Source organism: Pantoea alhagi (genome assembly GCF_002101395.1).
Classification (GTDB): domain Bacteria; phylum Pseudomonadota; class Gammaproteobacteria; order Enterobacterales; family Enterobacteriaceae; genus Mixta; species Mixta alhagi.
Genome location: NZ_CP019706.1, coordinates 624,459 through 645,416, shown reverse-complemented (window position 1 = coordinate 645,416; position 20,958 = coordinate 624,459). Strand labels below are relative to the sequence as shown.

The window sequence follows — 20,958 nt, the reverse complement described above, 5'->3', positions numbered from 1 at the left end:
TTAAACTTCGGTCAGGCGGGTGTCGCGCCCTCAGGCTTCGTTGACCAGCACTGCCGGAATGGTGTCATCTTTACGCAAGGTAAGAATTTCACAGCCGTTTTCCGTCACCACAATAGTATGCTCATACTGTGCCGACAAGCTGCGATCTTTGGTTTTTACCGTCCAGCCATCTTTCATGCTGCGGATGCGGTAATCGCCCGCGTTCACCATCGGTTCAATGGTAAAGGTCATGCCCGGCTGCAGCACTACGCCGCCGTCGTCGGCATCGTAATGCAGCACCTGCGGCTCTTCATGAAAGCCTTTGCCGATCCCGTGTCCGCAATATTCACGTACTACGGAAAAATCCTGCGCTTCGACGAATTTCTGGATTTCGCGACCCAGCGTGCGCAGACGGATGCCCGGTTTGACCAGACGCAGCGCCAGATAGAGGCTTTCCTGCGTAATGCGGCACAGGCGCTCACCCTGAATGGTGGGTTTGCCCACCAGATACATTTTCGAGGTATCGCCGTGATATTCGTCTTTTATTACCGTCACGTCGATATTAACGATATCGCCATCTTTCAGCAGCTTGTCATCACTGGGAATGCCGTGGCAAACCACGTCATTAACCGAGATACATACTGATTTCGGGAAGCCGTGATAGCCAAGGCTGGCAGAAACCGCCTGCTGGGTATTCACAATATAATCATTGCAAATGCGGTCGAGTTCACCCGTGGAAACGCCCGGCTTTACAAAAGGCTCGATCATCTCCAGCACTTCAGCGGCGAGACGTCCCGCCACGCGCATTTTTTCGATTTCTTCTGGGGTTTTAATTGAAATTGCCATTAATTTTATCCGCAGTTGTCGTCATTTTCGACAATAATAAAGCAAGTGGTGCCATGTTAGCAGGTCGGCCAGTAGGCTGCCACTGAGCGTTTAACCACGGCCGGCGGTAATTGTAATCATTAAGGAAAATGCGTTGTGTCATTCAATGCGCGCAGAAAGGATACGAACAATTATTGGCGTCAAATCGTGCTTTATGGTATAAAGCGCGCCGACGATTCTAAGTAAGGCTGAAAAGCCCTGCTGGAAACGCATAAATCTCCCGTGTATATAACACACACATATCGGCACATGCGCCGGGGTGCCTTTCGGGGTCGGTTGCATGGGATATGTGGAGGCCCAACCCCAAACTTACTACAGAGGTAATCATGGCAACTGTTTCCATGCGCGACATGCTCAAGGCTGGTGTTCACTTCGGTCACCAGACCCGTTACTGGAACCCGAAAATGAAGCCGTTCATCTTCGGTGCGCGTAACAAAGTTCACATCATCAACCTTGAGAAAACGGTTCCGATGTTCAACGACGCTCTGGCTGAGCTGAACAAAATCGCTTCCCGTAAAGGCAAGATCCTGTTTGTTGGTACTAAGCGTGCTGCCAGCGAAGCAATCAAAGAATCTGCTCTGAGCTGCGATCAGTTCTTCGTAAACCACCGCTGGTTAGGTGGTATGCTGACTAACTGGAAAACCGTGCGTCAGTCAATCAAACGTCTGAAAGATCTGGAAGTTCAGTCTCAGGACGGTACTTTCGATAAACTGACCAAAAAAGAAGCGCTGATGCGTACTCGTGAACTGGCCAAGCTGGAAAACAGCCTGGGCGGTATCAAAGACATGGGCGGTCTGCCGGACGCACTGTTTGTGATCGATGCTGACCACGAACACATCGCAATCAAAGAAGCAAACAACCTGGGTATCCCGGTATTTGCTATCGTTGATACCAACTCTGATCCGGATGGTGTTGATTACATCATCCCGGGTAACGACGATGCGATCCGTGCTGTTAGCCTGTACCTGACTGCAGTAGCGACCACCGTTCGCGAAGGCCGCTCTCAGGATCTGGCTGAGCAGGCAGAAGAAGCTTCTTTAGAGAACGCTTAATAAGGTTTGCTCTGTACAGAGCCCTTATCATTCAGATGTGATCTGTAAGGGGCCGATTATGGCCCCTTTATTTTTTTTAACCGTGGTCCGGCGCATGGCCTGGCTGCGAAGCACTCCTGCTAACAGACGCTGTTAGCCCGCAGCAGATAGCGGGCAGGCAGACTGGTCGTCCTGGCAAAACCGTGGCGGCCATTTCCCGCGTGAGCGGGAATAAACCGCAGGCAACAGACAACTGAGGAAGAGAGAATGGCTGATATTACCGCTGCTCTGGTAAAAGAACTGCGCGAGCGTACTGGCGCTGGCATGATGGAATGTAAAAAAGCGCTGGTTGAAGCCAATGGCGACATCGAGCTGGCGATTGACAACATGCGTAAATCAGGTCAGGCGAAAGCGGCGAAGAAATCTGGTCGCGTAGCTGCTGAAGGCGTTATCCTGACTGAAGTCTCTGGCAACACCGGCGTGATCGTTGAGCTGAACTGCGAAACTGACTTCGTTGCGAAAGATGCAGGCTTCCTGGCTTTCGGTAAAGAAGTTATCGCTGCTGCTACCGCTGAGCGCATCGCTGATATCGATGCCCTGAAAGCGAAATTCGAAGATCAGCGCACTGCGCTGGTAGCGAAAATCGGTGAAAACATCAACATCCGTCGCGTTGCTATCCTGGAAGGCGAGATGGTCGGTTCTTACCTGCACGGCGCACGTATCGGCGTTCTGGTTTCTGCGACCGGTGCTGATGAAGAGCTGGTTAAACACGTTGCTATGCACGTTGCAGCAAGCAAGCCGGAATATGTTAAACCGGAAGACGTACCGTCTGACGTGGTTGAGCGTGAACATCAGATCCAGCTGGACATCGCCATGCAGTCTGGCAAACCGCGCGAAATCGCAGAGAAAATGGTTCAGGGCCGTATGAACAAGTTCACCGGTGAAGTTTCCCTGACCGGTCAGCATTTCGTTATGGATCCGAGCAAAACCGTTGGTCAGCTGCTGAACGAGAAAGGCGCCGACGTGATTAACTTCATCCGCTTCGAAGTGGGTGAGGGCATTGAGAAAGTGGAAAGCGACTTCGCTGCAGAAGTTGCGGCCATGTCCAAGCAGTCTTAATGGTCCCAAAAGAACCGCCAATCGGCGGTTCTTTTTTGTCTGGGATCTTCAGCATTTTTCAGTCTCATCCCAATAGCAATCCCAACCGGCTAAGCGGATGATAGTTCGGATCTAACTCCTCATTATTTCATGATAGCTTCCAGGAAAAAAACGACCATGGCTACCAATGCAAAACCTGTATATCAACGTATCCTGCTAAAACTCAGTGGCGAAGCGCTGCAGGGCGCCGAAGGTTTCGGCATCGACGCGAGCGTGCTCGATCGCATGGCTCAGGAAATTAAAGAGCTGGTTGAGCTGGGTATTCAGGTTGGCGTCGTTATTGGTGGGGGTAACCTGTTCCGCGGCGCAGGTCTGGCTCAGGCGGGAATGAACCGCGTTGTTGGCGATCATATGGGCATGCTGGCTACCGTAATGAACGGCCTGGCGATGCGTGATGCGCTGCACCGCGCCTATGTGAACGCGCGTTTGATGTCCGCGATCCCGCTTAACGGCGTGTGCGATAACTACAGCTGGGCGGAAGCAATTAGCCTGCTGCGTAATAATCGCGTTGTTATTTTCTCTGCCGGCACCGGCAATCCTTTCTTTACCACCGATTCCGCAGCCTGCCTGCGTGGTATTGAAATTGAAGCCGATGTTGTCCTGAAAGCCACGAAAGTGGATGGCGTCTATTCTGCCGATCCGGTAAAAACGCCCGATGCTACGCTCTACGATCAGCTATCCTATCAGGAAGTACTGGAGCGTGAGCTGAAAGTGATGGACCTGGCCGCCTTTACACTGGCGCGCGACCATCAGCTGCCGATTCGCGTCTTTAATATGAATAAGCCGGGCGCGTTGCGTCGTGTGGTAATGGGTGAAAAAGAAGGCACCCTGATTACGCATTAATATCCGTCACGGCGTAAAATAAGGTATATTCTGTCGGCGCGGCGCAAACAAGCGACGCGCACCGTTCAGGATTATCGACGAATTTTACCGTTTCCTGGCACGTTGTTGTGGCAGGTCAAACAGAATCCAAGGGTTACAACGTGATTAACGACATCAAAAAAGATGCCGACACGCGCATGGAAAAATGCGTTGAGGCGTTCAAAAATAACATCGGCAAAGTACGCACTGGCCGCGCATCACCAGCGCTTCTCGACGGTATCGTAGTTGAGTATTACGGTACGCCGACTCCGCTGCGCCAGCTGGCCAACGTTACCGTCGAAGACTCACGCACGCTGAAGATCAACGTGTTTGACCGCTCCCTGAGCCAGGCCGTTGAGAAAGCGATTATGTCGTCCGATCTCGGTCTTAATCCGAGCTCTGCCGGTACGGATATTCGCGTGCCGCTGCCCGCGTTGACGGAAGAGCGTCGTAAAGATCTGATCAAGGTCGTACGTGGCGAAGCAGAGCAGGGCCGTGTATCCGTGCGTAACGTGCGTCGCGACGCCAACGACAAAATCAAAGCGCTGTTGAAAGATAAAGCGATCGGCGAAGACGAAGAGCGTCGTGCGCAGGATGAAGTACAAAAAATGACCGACACCTGGATCAAGAAACTTGATGCTGCGCTGGCTGAAAAAGAAACGGAGCTGATGGATTTCTAATTCCATCCAGCCCCGGTAAAACGCCGTCCACAGCGTACAGATTACGCTGTTTGACGGCGTTTTGTTTTGTCCCACCATAATTGGCGCACTGGCGCATTTCTCTGTAGCGCCGTGTCCGAATTTCTACACAGAGCGGCCTCATGAAGCAATTAACCATTCTCGGCTCCACCGGATCGATTGGCACCAATACGCTGGCGGTGGTGCAGGCAAATCCTCATCTTTATGCGATTAAAGCGCTGGTTGCCGGCTATAACGTCGATCTGATGACCGAGCAGTGCCTGCATTTTCGTCCTGCCTTTGCCGCAATGGCGGACGAGGCCTCAGCGCGTCAGCTGCGTCAGCGTTTAAGCGAGCTGGGTGTTGATACAGAGGTGCTGGCTGGCGAAGAGGCTGCGTGTCAGCTGGCGGCGCTGGACGATGTCGATCAGGTTATGGCGGCGATTGTTGGAGCGGCCGGGCTGCTGCCTACTCTGGCGGCGATTCGCGCCGGAAAAACCGTACTGCTGGCGAATAAAGAATCACTTGTCACGTGCGGCCGTTTATTTATGGAGGCGGTGAGCGCCAGCGGCGCGCGGCTGCTTCCGGTCGACAGCGAGCATAATGCCATTTTTCAGAGTTTACCGGCTTCCATCCAGCAACAGTTAGGATACGCTAACCTCCAGGAAAACGGCATAGAGTCGATTATCCTTACGGGATCGGGTGGACCGTTTCGTGACACGCCGCTGTCGGCACTGGCAACCGTTACGCCGGAGCAAGCCTGCGCGCATCCGAACTGGTCGATGGGGCGAAAAATCTCTGTTGACTCCGCCACCATGATGAATAAAGGTCTTGAATACATTGAAGCCCGCTGGCTGTTTAATGCAACCGATGCGCAGATGGAAGTTATTCTGCACCCGCAGTCGGTGATTCACTCTATGGTGCGTTATCGCGATGGCAGTGTGCTGGCGCAGCTGGGATCTCCAGATATGCGCACGCCGATTGCCCATACGATGGCCTGGCCGCAGCGTGTAGAAGCAGGCGTAACACCGCTCGATTTTACACGCATGAAGGCGCTAACCTTCGCCGAACCTGATTTTAATCGCTATCCCTGCCTGAAACTGGCGATGGATGCATGTGAACAGGGGCAGGCGGCGACCACCGCACTCAATGCAGCTAATGAAATTGCGGTCGCCGCGTTTCTTAAGGGTCAGCTTCGCTTTACCGATATTGCCGCGCTGAATGCAGCGGTATTGGCAGCGCTTCATCACGGCGAACCACAGAGCGTGGAGGCGGTGTTGGCCATTGACAGCGAGTCGCGTCTTGCCGCGCAGGCGCTACTGCCGCGTTTCGCTAAGGCCGGGTAATTCGTCAATTTGCGTGGTCGCTATTTGTGAGCCTGGGATGAAACTGGTATAGTCCCCGGCTCCCGTTTCGCATTTACACACAGCCAAAGCGGTGAACAGAGCCGTGATCGTCACGGCTTTTTTACAGCCGCACGGGAAATGTATTCAGAAGCCGCTGTATTTCTGATGAAAGGAAATGAATACGCGTTATGTCGTCCGAAACTCAAATAACAACCGATGACCAGCAGCGGACAGGCCCGCGTCATGTGGCCATCATCATGGATGGCAACGGCCGCTGGGCGAAAAATCAGGGTAAACTCCGCGTTTCCGGTCATAAAGCGGGCGTGAAGTCGGTGCGTCGCGCCGTAAGCTTTGCCGTCAGTAACAAGCTGGAAGCGCTCACGCTTTATGCCTTCAGTAGCGAAAACTGGTCCCGTCCGGCGCAGGAAGTGGTTGCGCTGATGGAGCTGTTTGTCTGGGCGCTTGATAGCGAAGTAAAAAGCCTGCACAAGCACAATGTTCGGTTAAGAATTATTGGCGATATTAGCCGTTTTAATTCACGCTTACAGGAGCGCATTCGTCGCGCTGAGGAACTTACTCAACAAAATAATGGATTGACCCTCAACATTGCCGCGAATTATGGCGGCCGTTGGGATATTATTCACGGCGTAAGAAAGATAGCCGAGCAGGTGCAGGAAGGATTACTCCGTCCTGACCAGATCGAAGAAACTACGCTGTCCGGATTTCTCTGTATGCATGATTTGGCACCGGTGGATCTGGTAATAAGGACCGGGGGGGAACACCGCATCAGTAACTTCCTGCTGTGGCAAATCGCCTACGCGGAGTTTTACTTTACCGATGTTCTCTGGCCTGATTTTGACGAACAAGTTTTTGAAGGTGCAATGAATGCTTTTTCACATCGTGAGCGTCGATTTGGCGGCGCAGCACCTGGCGGCGCCTGAGCGCCCTGGGGGTAACCTTTGCTGAAGTCGCGTCTGATTACAGCGTTCATACTGATCCCTTTGGTGATCGCTGCGCTTTTCTGGTTACCGCCATCAGGATTTGCCATCACCACTCTGGTGGTATGCATGCTGGCCGCATGGGAATGGGGCCAGTTTGCTGGCTTCACCACCCGTCTCCAGCGTATCTGGCTGGCCGTACTTTGCGGCCTGCTGCTTGCCGTGATGTTATTTACGCTTCCCCCTTATCAACATGCTGTTCAACTGCCGCAAATAGGCGGTTCGCTTTGGGTTGCGCTGGCCTGGTGGATTGGTGCGCTGCTGCTGGTGCTGCGCTATCCGGCCTCCGCAGGGTTCTGGCGGCATTCGCGCGTACTGCGTCTGGTATTTGGCATTTTCACCATTGTGCCGTTCTTCTGCGGCATGGTTGCGCTGCGTCAGTACCATTATGATGCGGATCATTTTGCCGGTGCCTGGTGGCTGCTGTACGTATTGATTCTGGTCTGGGGTGCCGATTCTGGAGCCTATATGTTTGGTCGTTTATTCGGCAAACATAAGCTGGCACCGAAGGTTTCGCCGGGTAAAACCTGGGAAGGCTTTTTTGGTGGTCTGCTGACCTCCGCGCTGATTGCGTGGTTGTTTGGTTTATGGGCGCCGCTAAACGTGGCGCCGGGCGTGTTGTTAACCTGCTCTGTAATCGCCGCGCTGGCTTCCGTGTTGGGCGACCTCACGGAAAGCATGTTTAAACGCGAAGCGGGCATTAAAGACAGCGGACATCTTATCCCCGGACACGGTGGCATTCTCGATCGCATTGACAGCCTGACGGCGGCGGTGCCGGTTTTTGCCTGTTTGCTGCTGTTGGTATTCAGGGCGCTGTAAGGACAAGACGTTATGTTGAGCTTTATCTGGAGTCTTGCTGCCTTTATCGTTGCGCTGGGCGTGCTGATTACCGTTCATGAGTTTGGTCATTTCTGGGTAGCGCGTCGCTGTGGCATCAGGGTAGAGCGCTTTTCTGTTGGTTTTGGTAAAGCGCTCTGGCGTCGTCGTGATCGCCTTGGCACTGAGTATGTGATTGCCCTAATTCCGCTTGGCGGCTATGTCAAAATGCTGGATGAGCGTGTAGAAAGCGTGCCGCCCGAGCTACGTCATCAGTCCTTCAACAATAAAACCGTGCTGCAGCGCGCCGCAGTGATTGCTGCCGGTCCTGCGGCTAACTTCCTGTTTGCTATTTTTGCTTACTGGCTGGTCTTTATTCACGGCGTACCAGGTGTGCGTCCGGTTACCGGTGAAATCCTGAACGGCTCGGTGGCGGCTGAGGCGCAAATTTCGCCTGGCATGGAACTTAAAGCGGTTGATGGCATCGAAACGCCTGACTGGGATGCTGTGCGTATGGCGCTGATCGGTAAAATCGGTGATACCGACGTTACCTTAACGTTATCGCCGTTTGGCTCATCACAGCGCGTGGAAAAACAGGTCGATCTGCGCAACTGGCATTTTGAACCTGATAAGCAGGACCCGGTTGTGGCGTTAGGTATCGCACCGCGCGGCCCTGAGATTGAAACGGTGCTGGCAGAAGTCCAGGCGAACTCACCTGCCAGTGCGGCAGGTTTGCAAGCAGGTGACAGGATCGTTAAAGTCGATGGTCGATCGCTGGCCGACTGGCGACAGTTTGTCAACCTGGTGCGGGAAAGCCCTGATAAAGCGATTGCGTTGGATGTGGAACGCCAGGGCGAGGTTGTCAGCCTTACGTTGACGCCAGCCGCAAAAGGGTCGGAAGGCTTCGCCGGTGTCGTACCGCGCGTGCTACCGTTGCCTGAAGAGTATAAAACGGTGCGCCAGTATGGCCCGTTTGCTGCTATTGGCGAGGCCGGGGAGAAAACCTGGCAGTTAATGAAGCTGACGGTCGGCATGCTTGGCAAACTGATCACCGGAGATGTTAAGCTGAACAACCTGAGCGGGCCGATTTCTATCGCGCAAGGCGCCGGGATGTCAGCGGAGTACGGGATAATTTATTACCTGATGTTTCTCGCGCTTATCAGCGTGAATCTCGGTATTATTAATCTCTTCCCGTTACCGGTATTAGATGGTGGGCATCTGCTTTTCCTGGCGATTGAAAAAATCAAAGGGAAACCGGTGTCTGAGCGAGTTCAGGACTTCAGTTATCGCATTGGCTCAATTCTGCTGGTGCTGTTAATGGGGCTTGCACTATTCAATGATTTCTCTCGCCTGTGATGACCGGAACGTTATCCAGGCTGGGACGTGTTAGGAAGAACGCATAACAACGATGGCGATGAAAAAGTTGCTCATAGCGTCGCTGCTGTTTAGCAGCGCCACCGTTTACGGTGCAGACGGGTTCGTGGTGAAGGACATTCATTTCGAAGGACTGCAGCGAGTCGCTGTCGGTGCGGCTCTGCTCAGCATGCCGGTGCGTGTTGGTGATACGGTAGACGATGAAGATGTCAGTAATACCATTCGCGCCCTGTTTGCTACCGGGAATTTCGAAGATGTTCAGGTTCTGCGCGACGGCAACACGCTGATCGTTCAGGTGAAAGAGCGTCCCACCATTGCCAGCATCACTTTCTCCGGTAACAAAGCGGTGAAAGAAGAGATGCTCAAACAGAATCTGGAAGCTTCCGGCGTGCGCGTCGGCGAGGCGCTGGATCGCACCACCATTTCCAGCATCGAGAAGGGGCTGGAAGATTTCTACTACAGCGTAGGTAAATATAGCGCCAGCGTAAAAGCTGTCGTGACCCCGCTGCCGCGTAACCGTGTCGATCTCAAACTGGTATTTACCGAAGGCGTTTCGGCGAAAATCCAGCAGATTAACGTTGTTGGTAACAAGGCCTTTAGCTCTGATGAGCTGATCTCGCGCTTCCAGCTGCGTGATGAGGTGCCGTGGTGGAACCTGGTCGGCGATCGTAAATATCAGAAGCAGAAACTGGCGGGCGATTTAGAAACCCTGCGCAGCTTCTATCTGGATCGCGGCTATGCACGTTTCAATATCGATTCCACGCAGGTCAGCCTGACGCCGGATAAAAAAGGCATCTATATCACCATTAATATCAACGAAGGCGAGCAGTATAAACTCTCCGGCGTGGTGGTGAACGGCAGCATGGCAGGTCACTCTGCAGAGATCGAAAGTCTGGCGAAAGTTGTACCGGGCGAGCTGTATAACGGCACTAAAGTCACCAAAATGGAAGACAACATCAAGCAGCTGTTAGGCCGCTATGGTTATGCCTATCCACGCGTGGTAACGCAGCCGGAAATCAACGATGCCGATAAAACGGTAAAACTGCATGTGAATGTTGATGCCGGCAACCGTTACTACGTACGTAAGGTGCGCTTTGAGGGCAACGATACCTCTAAAGATGCCGTGCTGCGTCGTGAAATGCGTCAGATGGAAGGCGCATGGCTGGGCAGCAACCTGGTTGAGCAGGGTAAAGAGCGCCTGAACCGTACCGGCTATTTCGAAACGGTTGATGTCGATACGCAGCGCGTACCGGGCACGCCGGATCAGGTTGATGTCGTCTATAAGGTGAAAGAGCGTAACACCGGTACCTTTAACTTTGGTATTGGCTACGGCACCGAGAGCGGCGTAAGCTTCCAGGTTGGCGTAACCCAGGATAACTGGCTGGGCACCGGTAATACCGTTGGCATTAGCGGCACCAAAAACGATTATCAGACCTACGCGGAATTCTCCCTGACCGACCCGTACTTTACGGTGGATGGGGTCAGCCTCGGCGGACGCATCTTCTATAACGACTTTAAAGCGGACGATGCCGACCTTTCTGACTATACCAACAAAAGTTATGGTCTGGATGGCACGCTGGGCTTCCCGGTTAATGAAAACAACACGCTGCGCGTGGGCCTTGGCTATGTGCATAACGATCTCTCCAATATGCAGCCGCAGGTGGCGATGTGGCGTTATCTGGAGTCGGTCGGACAGAACCCATCGCTTTCAGGCGATAGCGAATATGCTGCTGATGACTTTACCTTTAACTATGGCTGGACATACAACAACCTCGACCGTGGTTTCTTCCCCACGTCCGGTAACCGTACCAACCTGAACGGTAAAGTTACCATTCCTGGTTCCGATAACAGCTTCTACAAAGTTACGCTGGATACGCAGCAGTACATGCCGATCGATAACGATCATACCTGGGTACTGTTGGGACGTGGCCGCGTAGGCTATGGCGACGGGCTTAGCGATAAAGAGCTGCCGTTTTATGAGAACTTCTATGCAGGTGGTTCCAGCACGGTTCGCGGCTTCCGCTCCAATAACATTGGTCCGAAAGCGGCTTACCTGAACGACAACTCATCGACCTGCTCCGGTAGCCAAAACCTGTGTAAATCAGATGATGCCGTCGGTGGTAACGCCATGGCGGTGGCCAGCCTTGAGCTGATCACGCCGACGCCGTTTATCAGCGAGAAGTATTCTAACTCAGTACGTACGTCACTGTTTGTGGATGCCGGTACCGTTTGGGATACCCACTGGGAGAATACCGCTGATACCCGTGCTGCGGGCATTCCGGATTACAGCGATCCGGCCAATATTCGCATCTCCAGCGGTATCGCGCTGCAGTGGATGTCGCCGCTGGGACCGTTGGTGTTCTCCTACGCCCAGCCGCTTAAGAAATATGATGGAGATAAAGCGGAGCAGTTCCAGTTTAACATTGGTAAAACCTGGTAATGCGCGCTTCAGGGAAGTAAAGCTGTTAAGTATCGCACTGTTCGCTGGCCTGCGGGTTGACCACGGGCCAGCGTCTCAGGCAAAAGTGTGTCTTTGACACAAACGTTGATGGTAAGGAGTTAATAGTGAAAAAGTTGTTGTGTGCCGCAGGTCTGGGTCTCGCTTTAGCGGTTTCCGCAGGCGCTCAGGCTGCTGATAAAATTGCCGTGGTAAACGTGTCCAGCATTTTCCAACAGTTACCGCAACGTGCCTCTGTTGCGAAGCAGCTGGAAAACGAATTTAAAGGCCGTGCTACTGAACTGCAAAGCCAGGAACGCGATCTACAGGCAAAAATGCAGCGCCTGCAACGTGATGCTTCAACCATGAAGGCCAGCGAGCGCAGCCGTATGGAAAAAGATATCATGTCTCAGCGTGAAACCTTCGCTACCAAAGCGCAGGCTTTTGAGCAGGACAATCGCCGTCGCCAGATGGAAGAGCGTAACAAGCTGTTGAGCCGTATTCAGGACGCTGTAAAGAAAGTTGCTGCTGATGATGGCTATGATGTGGTTATCGATGCTAACGCAGTCGCTTATGCGGCGAATGCCAAAGACATCACCGCTGACGTTCTGAAACAGGTTAAATAATCAATGTCTTCAATTCGACTGGCTGATTTAGCCCAGCAGTTGGATGCAGAATTGCACGGAGATGGCGATATCGTCATCTCCGGCATTGCTTCTATGCACTCCGCCCAAGATGGTCAAATCACTTTTCTCGCCAACAGCCGTTACCGTGAGCAGCTTGCTGAATGTCAGGCATCTGCCGTGGTACTGACCCAGGAAGATCTCTCCTGGTGCCGCAGCGCCGCGCTGGTGGTTAAAAATCCTTATCTGACCTACGCGCGCATGGCACAGCTGCTTGATACCACGCCACAACCGGCGCAAAATATCGCCGCAAGCGCGGTGATCGACGCCAGCGCTACGCTGGGCAGCAACGTTTCCATTGGCGCAAATGCCGTTATCGAGTCAGGCGTTGTGCTTGGCGATAACGTGGTGATCGGCGCAGGCTGCTTTGTAGGTAAGAACACGCATATCGGTGCCGGTACGCGCCTGTGGGCTAACGTCACCATTTATCATGAAATCCGTATTGGTGAGCAGTGCCTGATCCAGTCGGGTACGGTGATCGGCGCTGACGGCTTCGGCTATGCCAACGATCGCGGCAACTGGGTGAAAATCCCTCAGCTTGGTTCGGTGATTATTGGCGATCGCGTCGAAATTGGTGCCTGTACCACCATCGATCGTGGTGCACTGGATAACACTCAGATTGGTAATGGTGTTATCATTGATAACCAATGTCAGATTGCACATAACGTAGTGATTGGCGACAATACGGCTGTTGCTGGCGGTGTAATCATGGCGGGTAGCCTGAAAATCGGTCGTTACTGTATGATCGGCGGGGCCAGCGTCATTAATGGACACATGGAAATTTGTGACAAAGTGACGGTAACCGGCATGGGAATGGTGATGCGCCCCATCACTGAACCTGGGGTATACTCTTCAGGCATTCCATTGCAACCTAATAAAACCTGGCGTAAAACCGCAGCGCTGGTGATGAATATCGATGAAATGAGCAAGCGCTTAAAAGCCATCGAGCGCAAAGTCGGCAAAGACGACTAAACGTACACTTCACCGCTGTCCGGCTTTCATAAATAAAACATGCTAAGCAGGGAAGCCAGGCGCCACATAAACTAATTTGCGGCCTGCCGACGATCGTCTGATCGGTGCAGGCCGTGTTATTGATGTCATCAGAATTTTTAGGACAGGAAGAGTATTTTGACTACTGAAACTCATACTCTGAATATTGAAGAGATTTTAGAACTACTGCCGCACCGTTATCCGTTTTTACTGGTCGATCGTGTCCTGGAGTTCGAAGAGCATAAATATCTGCGTGCGGTGAAAAACGTCTCGGTTAACGAACCGTTTTTCCAGGGACACTTCCCTGGTAAACCGATTTTTCCAGGCGTTTTGATTCTTGAGGCGATGGCGCAGGCGACAGGTATTCTGGCGTTTAAAAGCGTTGGTAAACTTGAGCCGGGCGAACTGTACTACTTTGCCGGAATTGACGAAGCGCGCTTTAAGCGTCCGGTGGTACCGGGCGATCAGATGATAATGGAAGTCACTTTCGAAAAAACCCGTCGTGGTCTGACGCGCTTTAAAGGCGTGGCTACCGTGGACGGTAAAATTGTCTGTGAAGCGACCATGATGTGTGCCCGTAGCCGGGAGGCATAATACGTGATTGATGCTACTGCCGTAATTCATCCGAGTTCTATCGTCGAAGAGGGTGCCATCATTGGTGCCCGTGTCCACATTGGCCCCTTTTGCTATATCGGTGCAAATGTTGAAATTGGTGAAGGTACCGTCCTGAAATCCCACGTGGTGGTGAACGGACATACCCGCATCGGTAAAGACAATATTATTACCCAGTTCGCTTCTATTGGTGAGGTGAACCAGGACCTGAAATATGCTGGTGAGCCAACGCGCGTTGAAATTGGCGATCGTAACAGCATCCGCGAAAGTGTGACCATTCATCGTGGCACGGTGCAGGGCGGCGGCGTGACTCGCATCGGCAGCGATAACCTGTTGATGGTGAATGCGCATATCGCTCATGACTGCATTATTGGCAACCGCTGTATTTTCGCCAATAACGCCACGCTGGGCGGACATGTTACGGTGGATGACTTTGCCATTATTGGCGGCATGACGGCAGTGCATCAGTTCTGTATTATCGGCGCGCACGTTATGGTGGGTGGTTGTTCTGGCGTAGCGCAGGACGTGCCGCCTTACGTTATCGCGCAGGGCAACCATGCCACGCCGTTTGGCATCAATATTGAAGGCCTGAAACGACGTGGTTTCGATAAAGAAGCGTTGCATGCGATTCGTGCCGCCTACAAGCTGTTATATCGCAGCGGCAGGACGCTGGATGAAGTGAAGCCGGAAATCGAAGCGCTGGCTGAGAAGCACGCTGAGGTTAAGCCGTTTTACGACTTCTTTGCCCGCTCAACGCGAGGTCTGATTCGTTAACCCATGGCTGCTCGTCCTTTAACGATTGCCCTTGTCGCCGGAGAAACCTCCGGCGATATTCTTGGTGCCGGTTTAATTCGCGCGCTCAAAGCCAAACATCCTGACGCCCGCTTTGTTGGCGTGGCTGGTCCGCGCATGCTGGCGGAAGGCTGCGAGAGCTGGTACGACATGGAGGAGCTGGCGGTGATGGGCATCGTTGAGGTGCTGGAGCGCCTGCCGCGCCTGTTAAAAATCCGTCGTGATTTAACCCGCCGCTTTACCGCGCTTAAGCCTGATGTCTTTGTAGGTATCGATGCGCCCGACTTTAACATTACCCTTGAAGGGCGGCTGAAACAGCGCGGCATCCGCACTATTCATTATGTCAGTCCTTCAGTATGGGCATGGCGACAAAACCGGGTCTTCAAGATCGGTCGCGCCACCGATCTGGTGTTGGCCTTCCTGCCTTTCGAAAAAGCGTTTTACGATCGCTTTGAGGTTCCCTGTCGTTTTATCGGGCATACCATGGCGGATGCGATGCCGCTACAGCCGGATAAAACCGCAGCGCGCCGTACACTGGGTATCGACGAACAGGCGCTCTGCCTGGCCTTACTGCCCGGCTCGCGTAAAGCTGAAGTTGAAATGCTTAGCGCTGATTTTCTCAAGACGGCGCAGCGGCTGCGGGAAAAATGGCCGCAGCTGGAAATCGTGGTGCCGTTGGTGAATGCCCGTCGACGTGAACAGTTTGAGCAGATCAAAGCTGCGGTGGCTCCTGAGCTACCGGTTCATCTGCTGGATGGTCAGGGCCGCGAGGCGATGATTGCCAGCGATGCGGCGCTGCTGGCTTCCGGGACGGCGGCGCTGGAGTGCATGCTGGCAAAATGTCCGATGGTGGTGGGGTATCGCATGAAGCCTTTCACCTTCTGGCTGGCGCAGCGGCTGGTCAAAACCGACTATGTTTCGCTGCCTAATTTGCTGGCCGGGCGCGAACTGGTGCCGGAACTGCTTCAGGATGAGTGTCAGCCCGAACGGCTGGCCGCAGCGCTGGAACCCTTGCTGGCGCAGGGCGAAACGCGCAACAGGCTGTTGGCAACCTTTACTGAGCTGCACCAGCAGATCCGCTGGAATGCCGATGAACAAGCGGCTCAGGCCGTACTGGAGTTGGCGCATGGCTGAATTTATTTATCCCAACGCGCGGCTTATTGCCGGCGTTGATGAAGTTGGACGCGGGCCGCTGGTTGGCGCGGTTGTTACGGCGGCAGTGATCCTCGATCCAGCCCAACCGATCGCTGGGCTGGCGGACTCGAAAAAGCTGAGCGAAAAGCGTCGGCTGGCGCTGTATGATGAAATCCGTGAAAAAGCGTTGGCCTGGAGTCTGGGCCGAGCCGAACCGGAAGAGATTGATCGGCTAAACATTCTGCATGCCACTATGCTGGCCATGCAGCGCGCGGTGGCCGGTCTGGCCGTCACGCCTGACTATGTATTGATTGACGGCAATCGCTGCCCTGAATTGCCGATGCCGTCCGCAGCGGTAGTCAAAGGCGACAGCCTGGTAGCGGAAATCAGCGCCGCGTCGATTATCGCCAAAGTGACGCGCGATCGTGAAATGGCCGAGCTGGATGTGGTGTTTCCGCAGTACGGCTTTGCCCGGCATAAAGGTTATCCCACCGCACAACATCTGGCGATGTTGACAGAGCATGGTGCTACGCCGCACCATCGTCGTAGTTTTGCTCCAGTGCGTAATGCGCTGCTGGACATCGAAGTGACTAATCTCACCGCCAATCGCGCGCGTTAAGCGCGCTTTGCTGCAGTTAACCGGAAAGTAAAGATGGCCGAACCACGTTTTATTCATCTGCGTATCCACAGCGATTATTCGATGGTCGATGGACTGGCGAAAACCGGTCCGCTGGTGAAAAAGGCAGCGGCTCTGGGAATGCCGGCAATGGCAATCACCGACTTTACCAACCTGTGCGGGCTGGTGAAGTTTTACGGCACGGCGCACGGCGCAGGGATTAAACCGATAATTGGCGCTGATTTTCTTGTCGCCTGCGAACTGATGGGCGATGAGCTGTCGCAGATTACCGTGCTGGCGATGAATAATGCTGGCTATCAGAATCTGACGCTGCTGATTTCACGCGCCTATCAGCGCGGCTACGGCCCGGAAGGCCCGAGCATCGATCGTGACTGGCTGGCCGAACATCAGGAAGGTCTGATTCTGCTCTCCGGTGGTCGGCGCGGCGATGTCGGACGCAGCCTGCTGCGCGGCAATCAGGCGCTGGTAGCGCAGTGTCTGTCCTTTTATCAGCAACATTTCCCCGACCGCTATTATCTGGAGCTGATCCGAACCGGACGTCCGGATGAAGAAAGCTATCTGCACGCCGCCGTCGAACTGGCGATTGCCGAAGGCATTCCCGTGGTGGCAACCAATGAAGTCTGCTTTATCAATGAGGATGACTTCGACGCGCATGAAATTCGTGTAGCGATCCATGACGGCTATACGCTGGACGATCCCAAGCGCCCCCGCAATTACAGCCCGCAGCAGTATATGCGCAGCGCTGAGGAGATGTGCGAGCTCTTTTCTGATATCCCGGAAGCGCTGGAAAACAGCGTGGAGATCGCCCGTCGCTGTAACGTAACGGTGCGGCTGGGCGAGTACTTCCTGCCGCAGTTCCCGACCGGCGATATGACTACCGAAGATTTTCTGGTAAAGCGTTCGCGTGAAGGGCTGGAAGAGCGTCTGGAGTTTCTTTTCCCCGATCCGGAAGAGCGGGCAAAGAAGCGCGTGGAATATGACGAACGTCTGGAGATTGAACTTAACGTTATTAACCAGATGGGCTTCCCGGGTTACTTCCTGATCGTTATGGAATTTATCCAGTGGTCGAAAGATAACGGTATCCCGGTTGGCCCGGGACGTGGTTCAGGTGCCGGTTCGCTGGTGGCCTATGCGCTGAAAATTACCGATCTCGATCCGCTGGAGTTCGATCTGCTGTTCGAACGCTTCCTGAACCCGGAACGCGTATCAATGCCTGACTTCGACGTCGACTTCTGTATGGAGAAGCGCGATCAGGTGATTGAGCACGTTGCTGAGATGTATGGCCGTGATGCGGTTTCGCAGATTATCACTTTCGGCACCATGGCGGCGAAAGCGGTTATCCGTGACGTGGGTCGCGTGCTGGGACATCCCTACGGCTTTGTTGACCGTATCTCTAAGCTGGTGCCGCCCGATCCAGGCATGACGCTGGAGAAAGCCTTCGCTGCTGAACCGCAGCTGCCGGAAATCTACGAGGCGGATGAAGAGGTCAGGGCGCTTATCGATATGGCGCGCAAGCTGGAAGGGGTAACGCGCAACGCCGGTAAACACGCCGGTGGCGTTGTAATTGCGCCGACTAAAATCACCGACTTCGCTCCGCTTTACTGTGATGAGCACGGCCAGTATCCGGTCACCCAGTTTGATAAGAACGATGTGGAATATGCCGGGCTGGTGAAGTTCGACTTCCTTGGCCTGCGTACGCTGACGATCATCAACTGGGCGCTGGAGATGATCAACGCGCGTCGGGCGAAGCAGGGCGAGCCGCCGATCGATATCGCCGCGATTCCGCTGGAAGATAAAAAAAGTTTTGATATGCTGCAGCGCGCGGAAACCACAGCGGTGTTTCAGCTTGAATCGCGCGGCATGAAAGATCTGATTAAACGCCTGAAGCCGGACTGCTTTGAGGATATGATCGCGCTGGTGGCGCTGTTCCGTCCAGGTCCGCTGCAGTCAGGCATGGTAGATAACTTCATTGATCGTAAACATGGTCGTGAAGCGATCTCCTATCCTGATATTCAGTGGCAGCATGAATCTCTGAAACCGGTACTGGAGCCGACCTACGGCATTATCCTCTACCAGGAACAGGTCATGCAAATTGCCCAGGTGCTGGCGGGCTATACGCTGGGCGGCGCAGATATGCTGCGTCGTGCTATGGGTAAGAAAAAGCCGGAGGAGATGGCCAAACAGCGTTCCGTGTTTAAAGAAGGCGCGGAAAGCATGGGCATCGATGGCGAGCTGTCGATGAAAATCTTCGACCTGGTGGAAAAATTCGCCGGTTACGGCTTCAATAAATCACACTCCGCCGCCTATGCGCTGGTTTCTTACCAGACGCTGTGGCTGAAGGCGCACTATCCGGCTGAGTTTATGGCAGCGGTTATGACTGCCGATATGGACAATACCGAAAAAGTGGTGGGCCTGGTTGATGAGTGCTGGCGCATGGGACTGAAGGTGCTGCCGCCGGATATTAACTCTGGCCTCTATCAGTTCCACGTCAACGACGACGGTGAAATCGTGTATGGCATCGGCGCAATTAAAGGCGTCGGTGAGGGCCCGATTGAAGCGATTATCGAAGCACGTAACAAAGATGGCTATTTCCGTGAGCTGTTCGATCTTTGTGCGCGCACCGATCCGAAAAAGATCAATCGTCGGGTCATGGAAAAGCTGATTATGTCCGGCGCTTTTGACCGTCTGGGGCCGCATCGCGCGGCGCTGATGAGTGCGCTGGGCGATGCGCTGAAGGCGGCGGATCAGCATGCGAAAGCGGAAGCGATCGGTCAGGCGGATATGTTTGGCGTGCTGGCGGAAGAGCCGGAGCAGGTGGAACAGTCCTATGCCAGCATTACGCCGTGGCCGGAACAGGTGCAGCTGGATGGCGAGCGCGAGACGTTGGGTCTCTATCTCACCGGCCATCCGATCAACCAGTACCTGAAAGAGATTGAGCGCTACGTGGGTGGCGTACGCCTGAAAGACATGCACCCAACCGAGCGCGGTAAGATAACGACCGCGGCCGGTTTGGTGGTGGCGGCCCGCGTTATGGTCACTAAACGCGGTAACCGTATTGGCATCTGCACACTGGATGACCGTTCTGGTCGTCTGGAAGTGATGTTGTTCACAGATGCGCTTGATAAATACCAGCAGCTGCTGGAAAAAGACCGTATCCTGATCGTCAGCGGACAGGTCAGCTTTGATGATTTTAGCGGTGGGCTTAAAATGACCGCTCGCGAAATTATGGATATCGATGAGGCACGTGAAAAATACGCGCGCGGACTTGCTATCTCGCTGACGGACAGGCAAATTGATGACCAGCTTTTAAACCGTCTCCGTCAGTCTCTGGAACCCCATCGTTCGGGGACAATTCCGGTACATCTCTACTATCAGAGAGCGGATGCGCGGGCTAAGCTGCGTTTCGGCGCAGCCTGGCGCGTATCTCCCTGCGATCGTTTGCTTAATGACCTGCGATCGCTGATAGGATCGGAGCAGGTGGAACTGGAGTTTGACTAAAACAGGAACATTATGAGTCTTAATTACCTGGATTTTGAACAGCCAATTGCAGAACTGGAGGCGAAAATCGACTCCCTCAAGTCGGTTGGCCGTCAGGATGAAAAACACGATATTAATCTGGATGAAGAGATCCAGCGTCTGCGCGAGAAAAGCGTTGAGCTGACCCGTAAAATCTTCTCCGATTTGGGCGCATGGCAGATCGCGCAACTGGCGCGTCATCCGTTACGTCCTTACACGCTGGACTATGTCCGTAACGTGTTTACTGACTTTGATGAACTGGCAGGCGATCGCGCCTATGCGGATGACAAAGCGATTGTCGGCGGCATAGCGCGTCTGGACGGACGCCCGGTTATGATCATTGGCCATCAGAAAGGCCGTGAAACCAAAGAGAAGATTCGTCGTAACTTCGGCATGCCGGCACCGGAAGGCTATCGCAAAGCGCTGCGCCTGATGGAAATGGCCGAGCGCTTTAAGATGCCGATCATTACCTTTATCGATACGCCGGGTGCTTATCCGGGCGTTGGCGCGGAAGAGCGCGGTCAGTCTGAGGCTATTGCACGCAACCTGCGTGAAATGTCCGGCCTGAAAGTGCCGGTTATCTGTACCGTTATCGGTGAAGGCGGTTCCGGCGGCGCGCTGGCAATTGGCGTTGGCGATAAGGTCAATATGCTGCAGTACAGCACCTATTCAGTTATTTCACCGGAAGGCTGTGCCTCAATCCTGTGGAAGAGCGCCGATAAAGCGCCGCTGGCCGCTGAAGCGATGGGCATTATCGCGCCGCGTCTGAAAGAGCTGGATCTGATCGACTCTATCGTTCCTGAACCGTTGGGCGGTGCACATCGCGATCCGCTGGCGATTGCGGCTTCGCTGAAAGCGCAGTTGCTGGCTGACCTGGCCGATCTGGACGGGCTGAATACCGAAGAGCTGTTGAACCGTCGTTATCATCGCTTGATGAACTACGGTTACGCGTAATTTTATTCTGGTTATTAACAAGGCGGCCTCCGGGCCGCCTTTTTTACTTTTACGACAAAACGATTTCCCTCAATAAAG

At 53.8% G+C, this 20,958-nt stretch carries 18 protein-coding genes; 17 read left to right on the top strand and 1 reads right to left on the bottom strand.

What is annotated here, in order from left to right; translation table 11 throughout:
- Positions 1 to 30: 30 nt before the first annotated feature.
- Positions 31 to 825 (bottom strand): type I methionyl aminopeptidase, encoded by a 795-nt coding sequence (gene map, locus B1H58_RS03060; RefSeq protein WP_085067922.1) that lies wholly within the window; start codon positions 823 to 825, stop codon positions 31 to 33.
- Positions 826 to 1,190: 365 nt separating this feature from the next.
- Between map and rpsB the strand changes: the two genes are divergently transcribed.
- The 17 genes from rpsB to accA all read left to right on the top strand — a co-directional run bounded on the left by rpsB (position 1,191) and on the right by accA (position 20,880).
- Positions 1,191 to 1,916 (top strand): 30S ribosomal protein S2, encoded by a 726-nt coding sequence (rpsB, locus tag B1H58_RS03055; protein WP_157130142.1) that lies wholly within the window; start codon positions 1,191 to 1,193, stop codon positions 1,914 to 1,916.
- 246 nt (positions 1,917 to 2,162) lie between these two features.
- Positions 2,163 to 3,014, top strand: a complete 852-nt coding sequence (gene tsf / locus B1H58_RS03050; RefSeq protein WP_085067920.1) for a translation elongation factor Ts — start codon at positions 2,163 to 2,165, stop codon at positions 3,012 to 3,014.
- Between the two features lie 156 nt (positions 3,015 to 3,170).
- On the top strand, positions 3,171 to 3,896 hold the full coding sequence (pyrH, locus tag B1H58_RS03045) for a UMP kinase (RefSeq protein WP_085067919.1): 726 nt from the start codon (positions 3,171 to 3,173) through the stop codon (positions 3,894 to 3,896).
- Between the two features lie 140 nt (positions 3,897 to 4,036).
- The gene (gene frr, locus B1H58_RS03040; RefSeq protein ID WP_085067918.1) at positions 4,037 to 4,594 is read left to right on the top strand and encodes a ribosome recycling factor; all 558 of its coding nucleotides are present in this window, start codon (positions 4,037 to 4,039) and stop codon (positions 4,592 to 4,594) included.
- Positions 4,595 to 4,734: 140 nt separating this feature from the next.
- Positions 4,735 to 5,937: a 1-deoxy-D-xylulose-5-phosphate reductoisomerase gene (gene ispC, locus B1H58_RS03035; protein WP_085067917.1), complete on the top strand. Its 1,203-nt coding sequence runs from the start codon at positions 4,735 to 4,737 to the stop codon at positions 5,935 to 5,937.
- Positions 5,938 to 6,125: 188 nt separating this feature from the next.
- Positions 6,126 to 6,878: a (2E,6E)-farnesyl-diphosphate-specific ditrans,polycis-undecaprenyl-diphosphate synthase gene (gene ispU, locus B1H58_RS03030; RefSeq protein WP_085067916.1), complete on the top strand. Its 753-nt coding sequence runs from the start codon at positions 6,126 to 6,128 to the stop codon at positions 6,876 to 6,878.
- 18 nt (positions 6,879 to 6,896) lie between these two features.
- A complete protein-coding gene (cdsA, locus tag B1H58_RS03025) occupies positions 6,897 to 7,754 on the top strand; it encodes a phosphatidate cytidylyltransferase (RefSeq protein ID WP_085067915.1) in 858 nt (285 codons plus the stop codon).
- Between the two features lie 12 nt (positions 7,755 to 7,766).
- The gene (gene rseP, locus B1H58_RS03020) at positions 7,767 to 9,107 is read left to right on the top strand and encodes a sigma E protease regulator RseP (protein WP_085067914.1); all 1,341 of its coding nucleotides are present in this window, start codon (positions 7,767 to 7,769) and stop codon (positions 9,105 to 9,107) included.
- Between the two features lie 52 nt (positions 9,108 to 9,159).
- Entirely contained in the window at positions 9,160 to 11,565 is a 2,406-nt protein-coding gene (gene bamA / locus B1H58_RS03015) for an outer membrane protein assembly factor BamA (protein ID WP_085067913.1), read from the top strand.
- Positions 11,566 to 11,690: 125 nt separating this feature from the next.
- Complete coding sequence (gene skp, locus B1H58_RS03010; RefSeq protein WP_085067912.1) at positions 11,691 to 12,188, top strand: molecular chaperone Skp; 498 nt, start codon at positions 11,691 to 11,693, stop codon at positions 12,186 to 12,188.
- Between the two features lie 3 nt (positions 12,189 to 12,191).
- The gene (gene lpxD / locus B1H58_RS03005) at positions 12,192 to 13,217 is read left to right on the top strand and encodes a UDP-3-O-(3-hydroxymyristoyl)glucosamine N-acyltransferase (RefSeq protein ID WP_085067911.1); all 1,026 of its coding nucleotides are present in this window, start codon (positions 12,192 to 12,194) and stop codon (positions 13,215 to 13,217) included.
- A gap of 156 nt (positions 13,218 to 13,373) precedes the next feature.
- Positions 13,374 to 13,829: a 3-hydroxyacyl-ACP dehydratase FabZ gene (gene fabZ / locus B1H58_RS03000; RefSeq protein ID WP_038628041.1), complete on the top strand. Its 456-nt coding sequence runs from the start codon at positions 13,374 to 13,376 to the stop codon at positions 13,827 to 13,829.
- 3 nt (positions 13,830 to 13,832) lie between these two features.
- Positions 13,833 to 14,621: an acyl-ACP--UDP-N-acetylglucosamine O-acyltransferase gene (gene lpxA, locus B1H58_RS02995; protein WP_085067910.1), complete on the top strand. Its 789-nt coding sequence runs from the start codon at positions 13,833 to 13,835 to the stop codon at positions 14,619 to 14,621.
- A gap of 3 nt (positions 14,622 to 14,624) precedes the next feature.
- Positions 14,625 to 15,773 (top strand): lipid-A-disaccharide synthase, encoded by a 1,149-nt coding sequence (gene lpxB / locus B1H58_RS02990; RefSeq protein ID WP_085067909.1) that lies wholly within the window; start codon positions 14,625 to 14,627, stop codon positions 15,771 to 15,773.
- A complete protein-coding gene (gene rnhB, locus B1H58_RS02985; RefSeq protein ID WP_085067908.1) occupies positions 15,766 to 16,392 on the top strand; it encodes a ribonuclease HII in 627 nt (208 codons plus the stop codon). Before lpxB ends, rnhB begins: the two co-directional genes overlap by 8 nt.
- A 33-nt stretch (positions 16,393 to 16,425) precedes the next feature.
- Positions 16,426 to 19,908: a DNA polymerase III subunit alpha gene (gene dnaE / locus B1H58_RS02980; RefSeq protein ID WP_085067907.1), complete on the top strand. Its 3,483-nt coding sequence runs from the start codon at positions 16,426 to 16,428 to the stop codon at positions 19,906 to 19,908.
- Positions 19,909 to 19,920: 12 nt separating this feature from the next.
- Positions 19,921 to 20,880, top strand: coding sequence for an acetyl-CoA carboxylase carboxyl transferase subunit alpha (gene accA / locus B1H58_RS02975; protein ID WP_085067906.1), 960 nt, complete (start codon positions 19,921 to 19,923; stop codon positions 20,878 to 20,880).
- The last annotated feature ends 78 nt before the right edge of the window (positions 20,881 to 20,958 follow it).

Bases quoted from the DNA above. Each gene is read 5' to 3' on its own strand.
- map (WP_085067922.1), bottom strand. From the start codon at position 825: ATGGCAATTTCAATTAAAACCCCAGAAGAAATCGAAAAAATGCGCGTG.
- rpsB (WP_157130142.1), top strand. From the start codon at position 1,191: ATGGCAACTGTTTCCATGCGCGACATGCTCAAGGCTGGTGTTCACTTC.
- tsf (WP_085067920.1), top strand. From the start codon at position 2,163: ATGGCTGATATTACCGCTGCTCTGGTAAAAGAACTGCGCGAGCGTACT.
- pyrH (WP_085067919.1), top strand. From the start codon at position 3,171: ATGGCTACCAATGCAAAACCTGTATATCAACGTATCCTGCTAAAACTC.
- ispC (WP_085067917.1), top strand. From the start codon at position 4,735: ATGAAGCAATTAACCATTCTCGGCTCCACCGGATCGATTGGCACCAAT.
- ispU (WP_085067916.1), top strand. From the start codon at position 6,126: ATGTCGTCCGAAACTCAAATAACAACCGATGACCAGCAGCGGACAGGC.
- rseP (WP_085067914.1), top strand. From the start codon at position 7,767: ATGTTGAGCTTTATCTGGAGTCTTGCTGCCTTTATCGTTGCGCTGGGC.
- bamA (WP_085067913.1), top strand. From the start codon at position 9,160: ATGGCGATGAAAAAGTTGCTCATAGCGTCGCTGCTGTTTAGCAGCGCC.
- lpxD (WP_085067911.1), top strand. From the start codon at position 12,192: ATGTCTTCAATTCGACTGGCTGATTTAGCCCAGCAGTTGGATGCAGAA.
- lpxB (WP_085067909.1), top strand. From the start codon at position 14,625: ATGGCTGCTCGTCCTTTAACGATTGCCCTTGTCGCCGGAGAAACCTCC.
- rnhB (WP_085067908.1), top strand. From the start codon at position 15,766: ATGGCTGAATTTATTTATCCCAACGCGCGGCTTATTGCCGGCGTTGAT.
- dnaE (WP_085067907.1), top strand. From the start codon at position 16,426: ATGGCCGAACCACGTTTTATTCATCTGCGTATCCACAGCGATTATTCG.
- accA (WP_085067906.1), top strand. From the start codon at position 19,921: ATGAGTCTTAATTACCTGGATTTTGAACAGCCAATTGCAGAACTGGAG.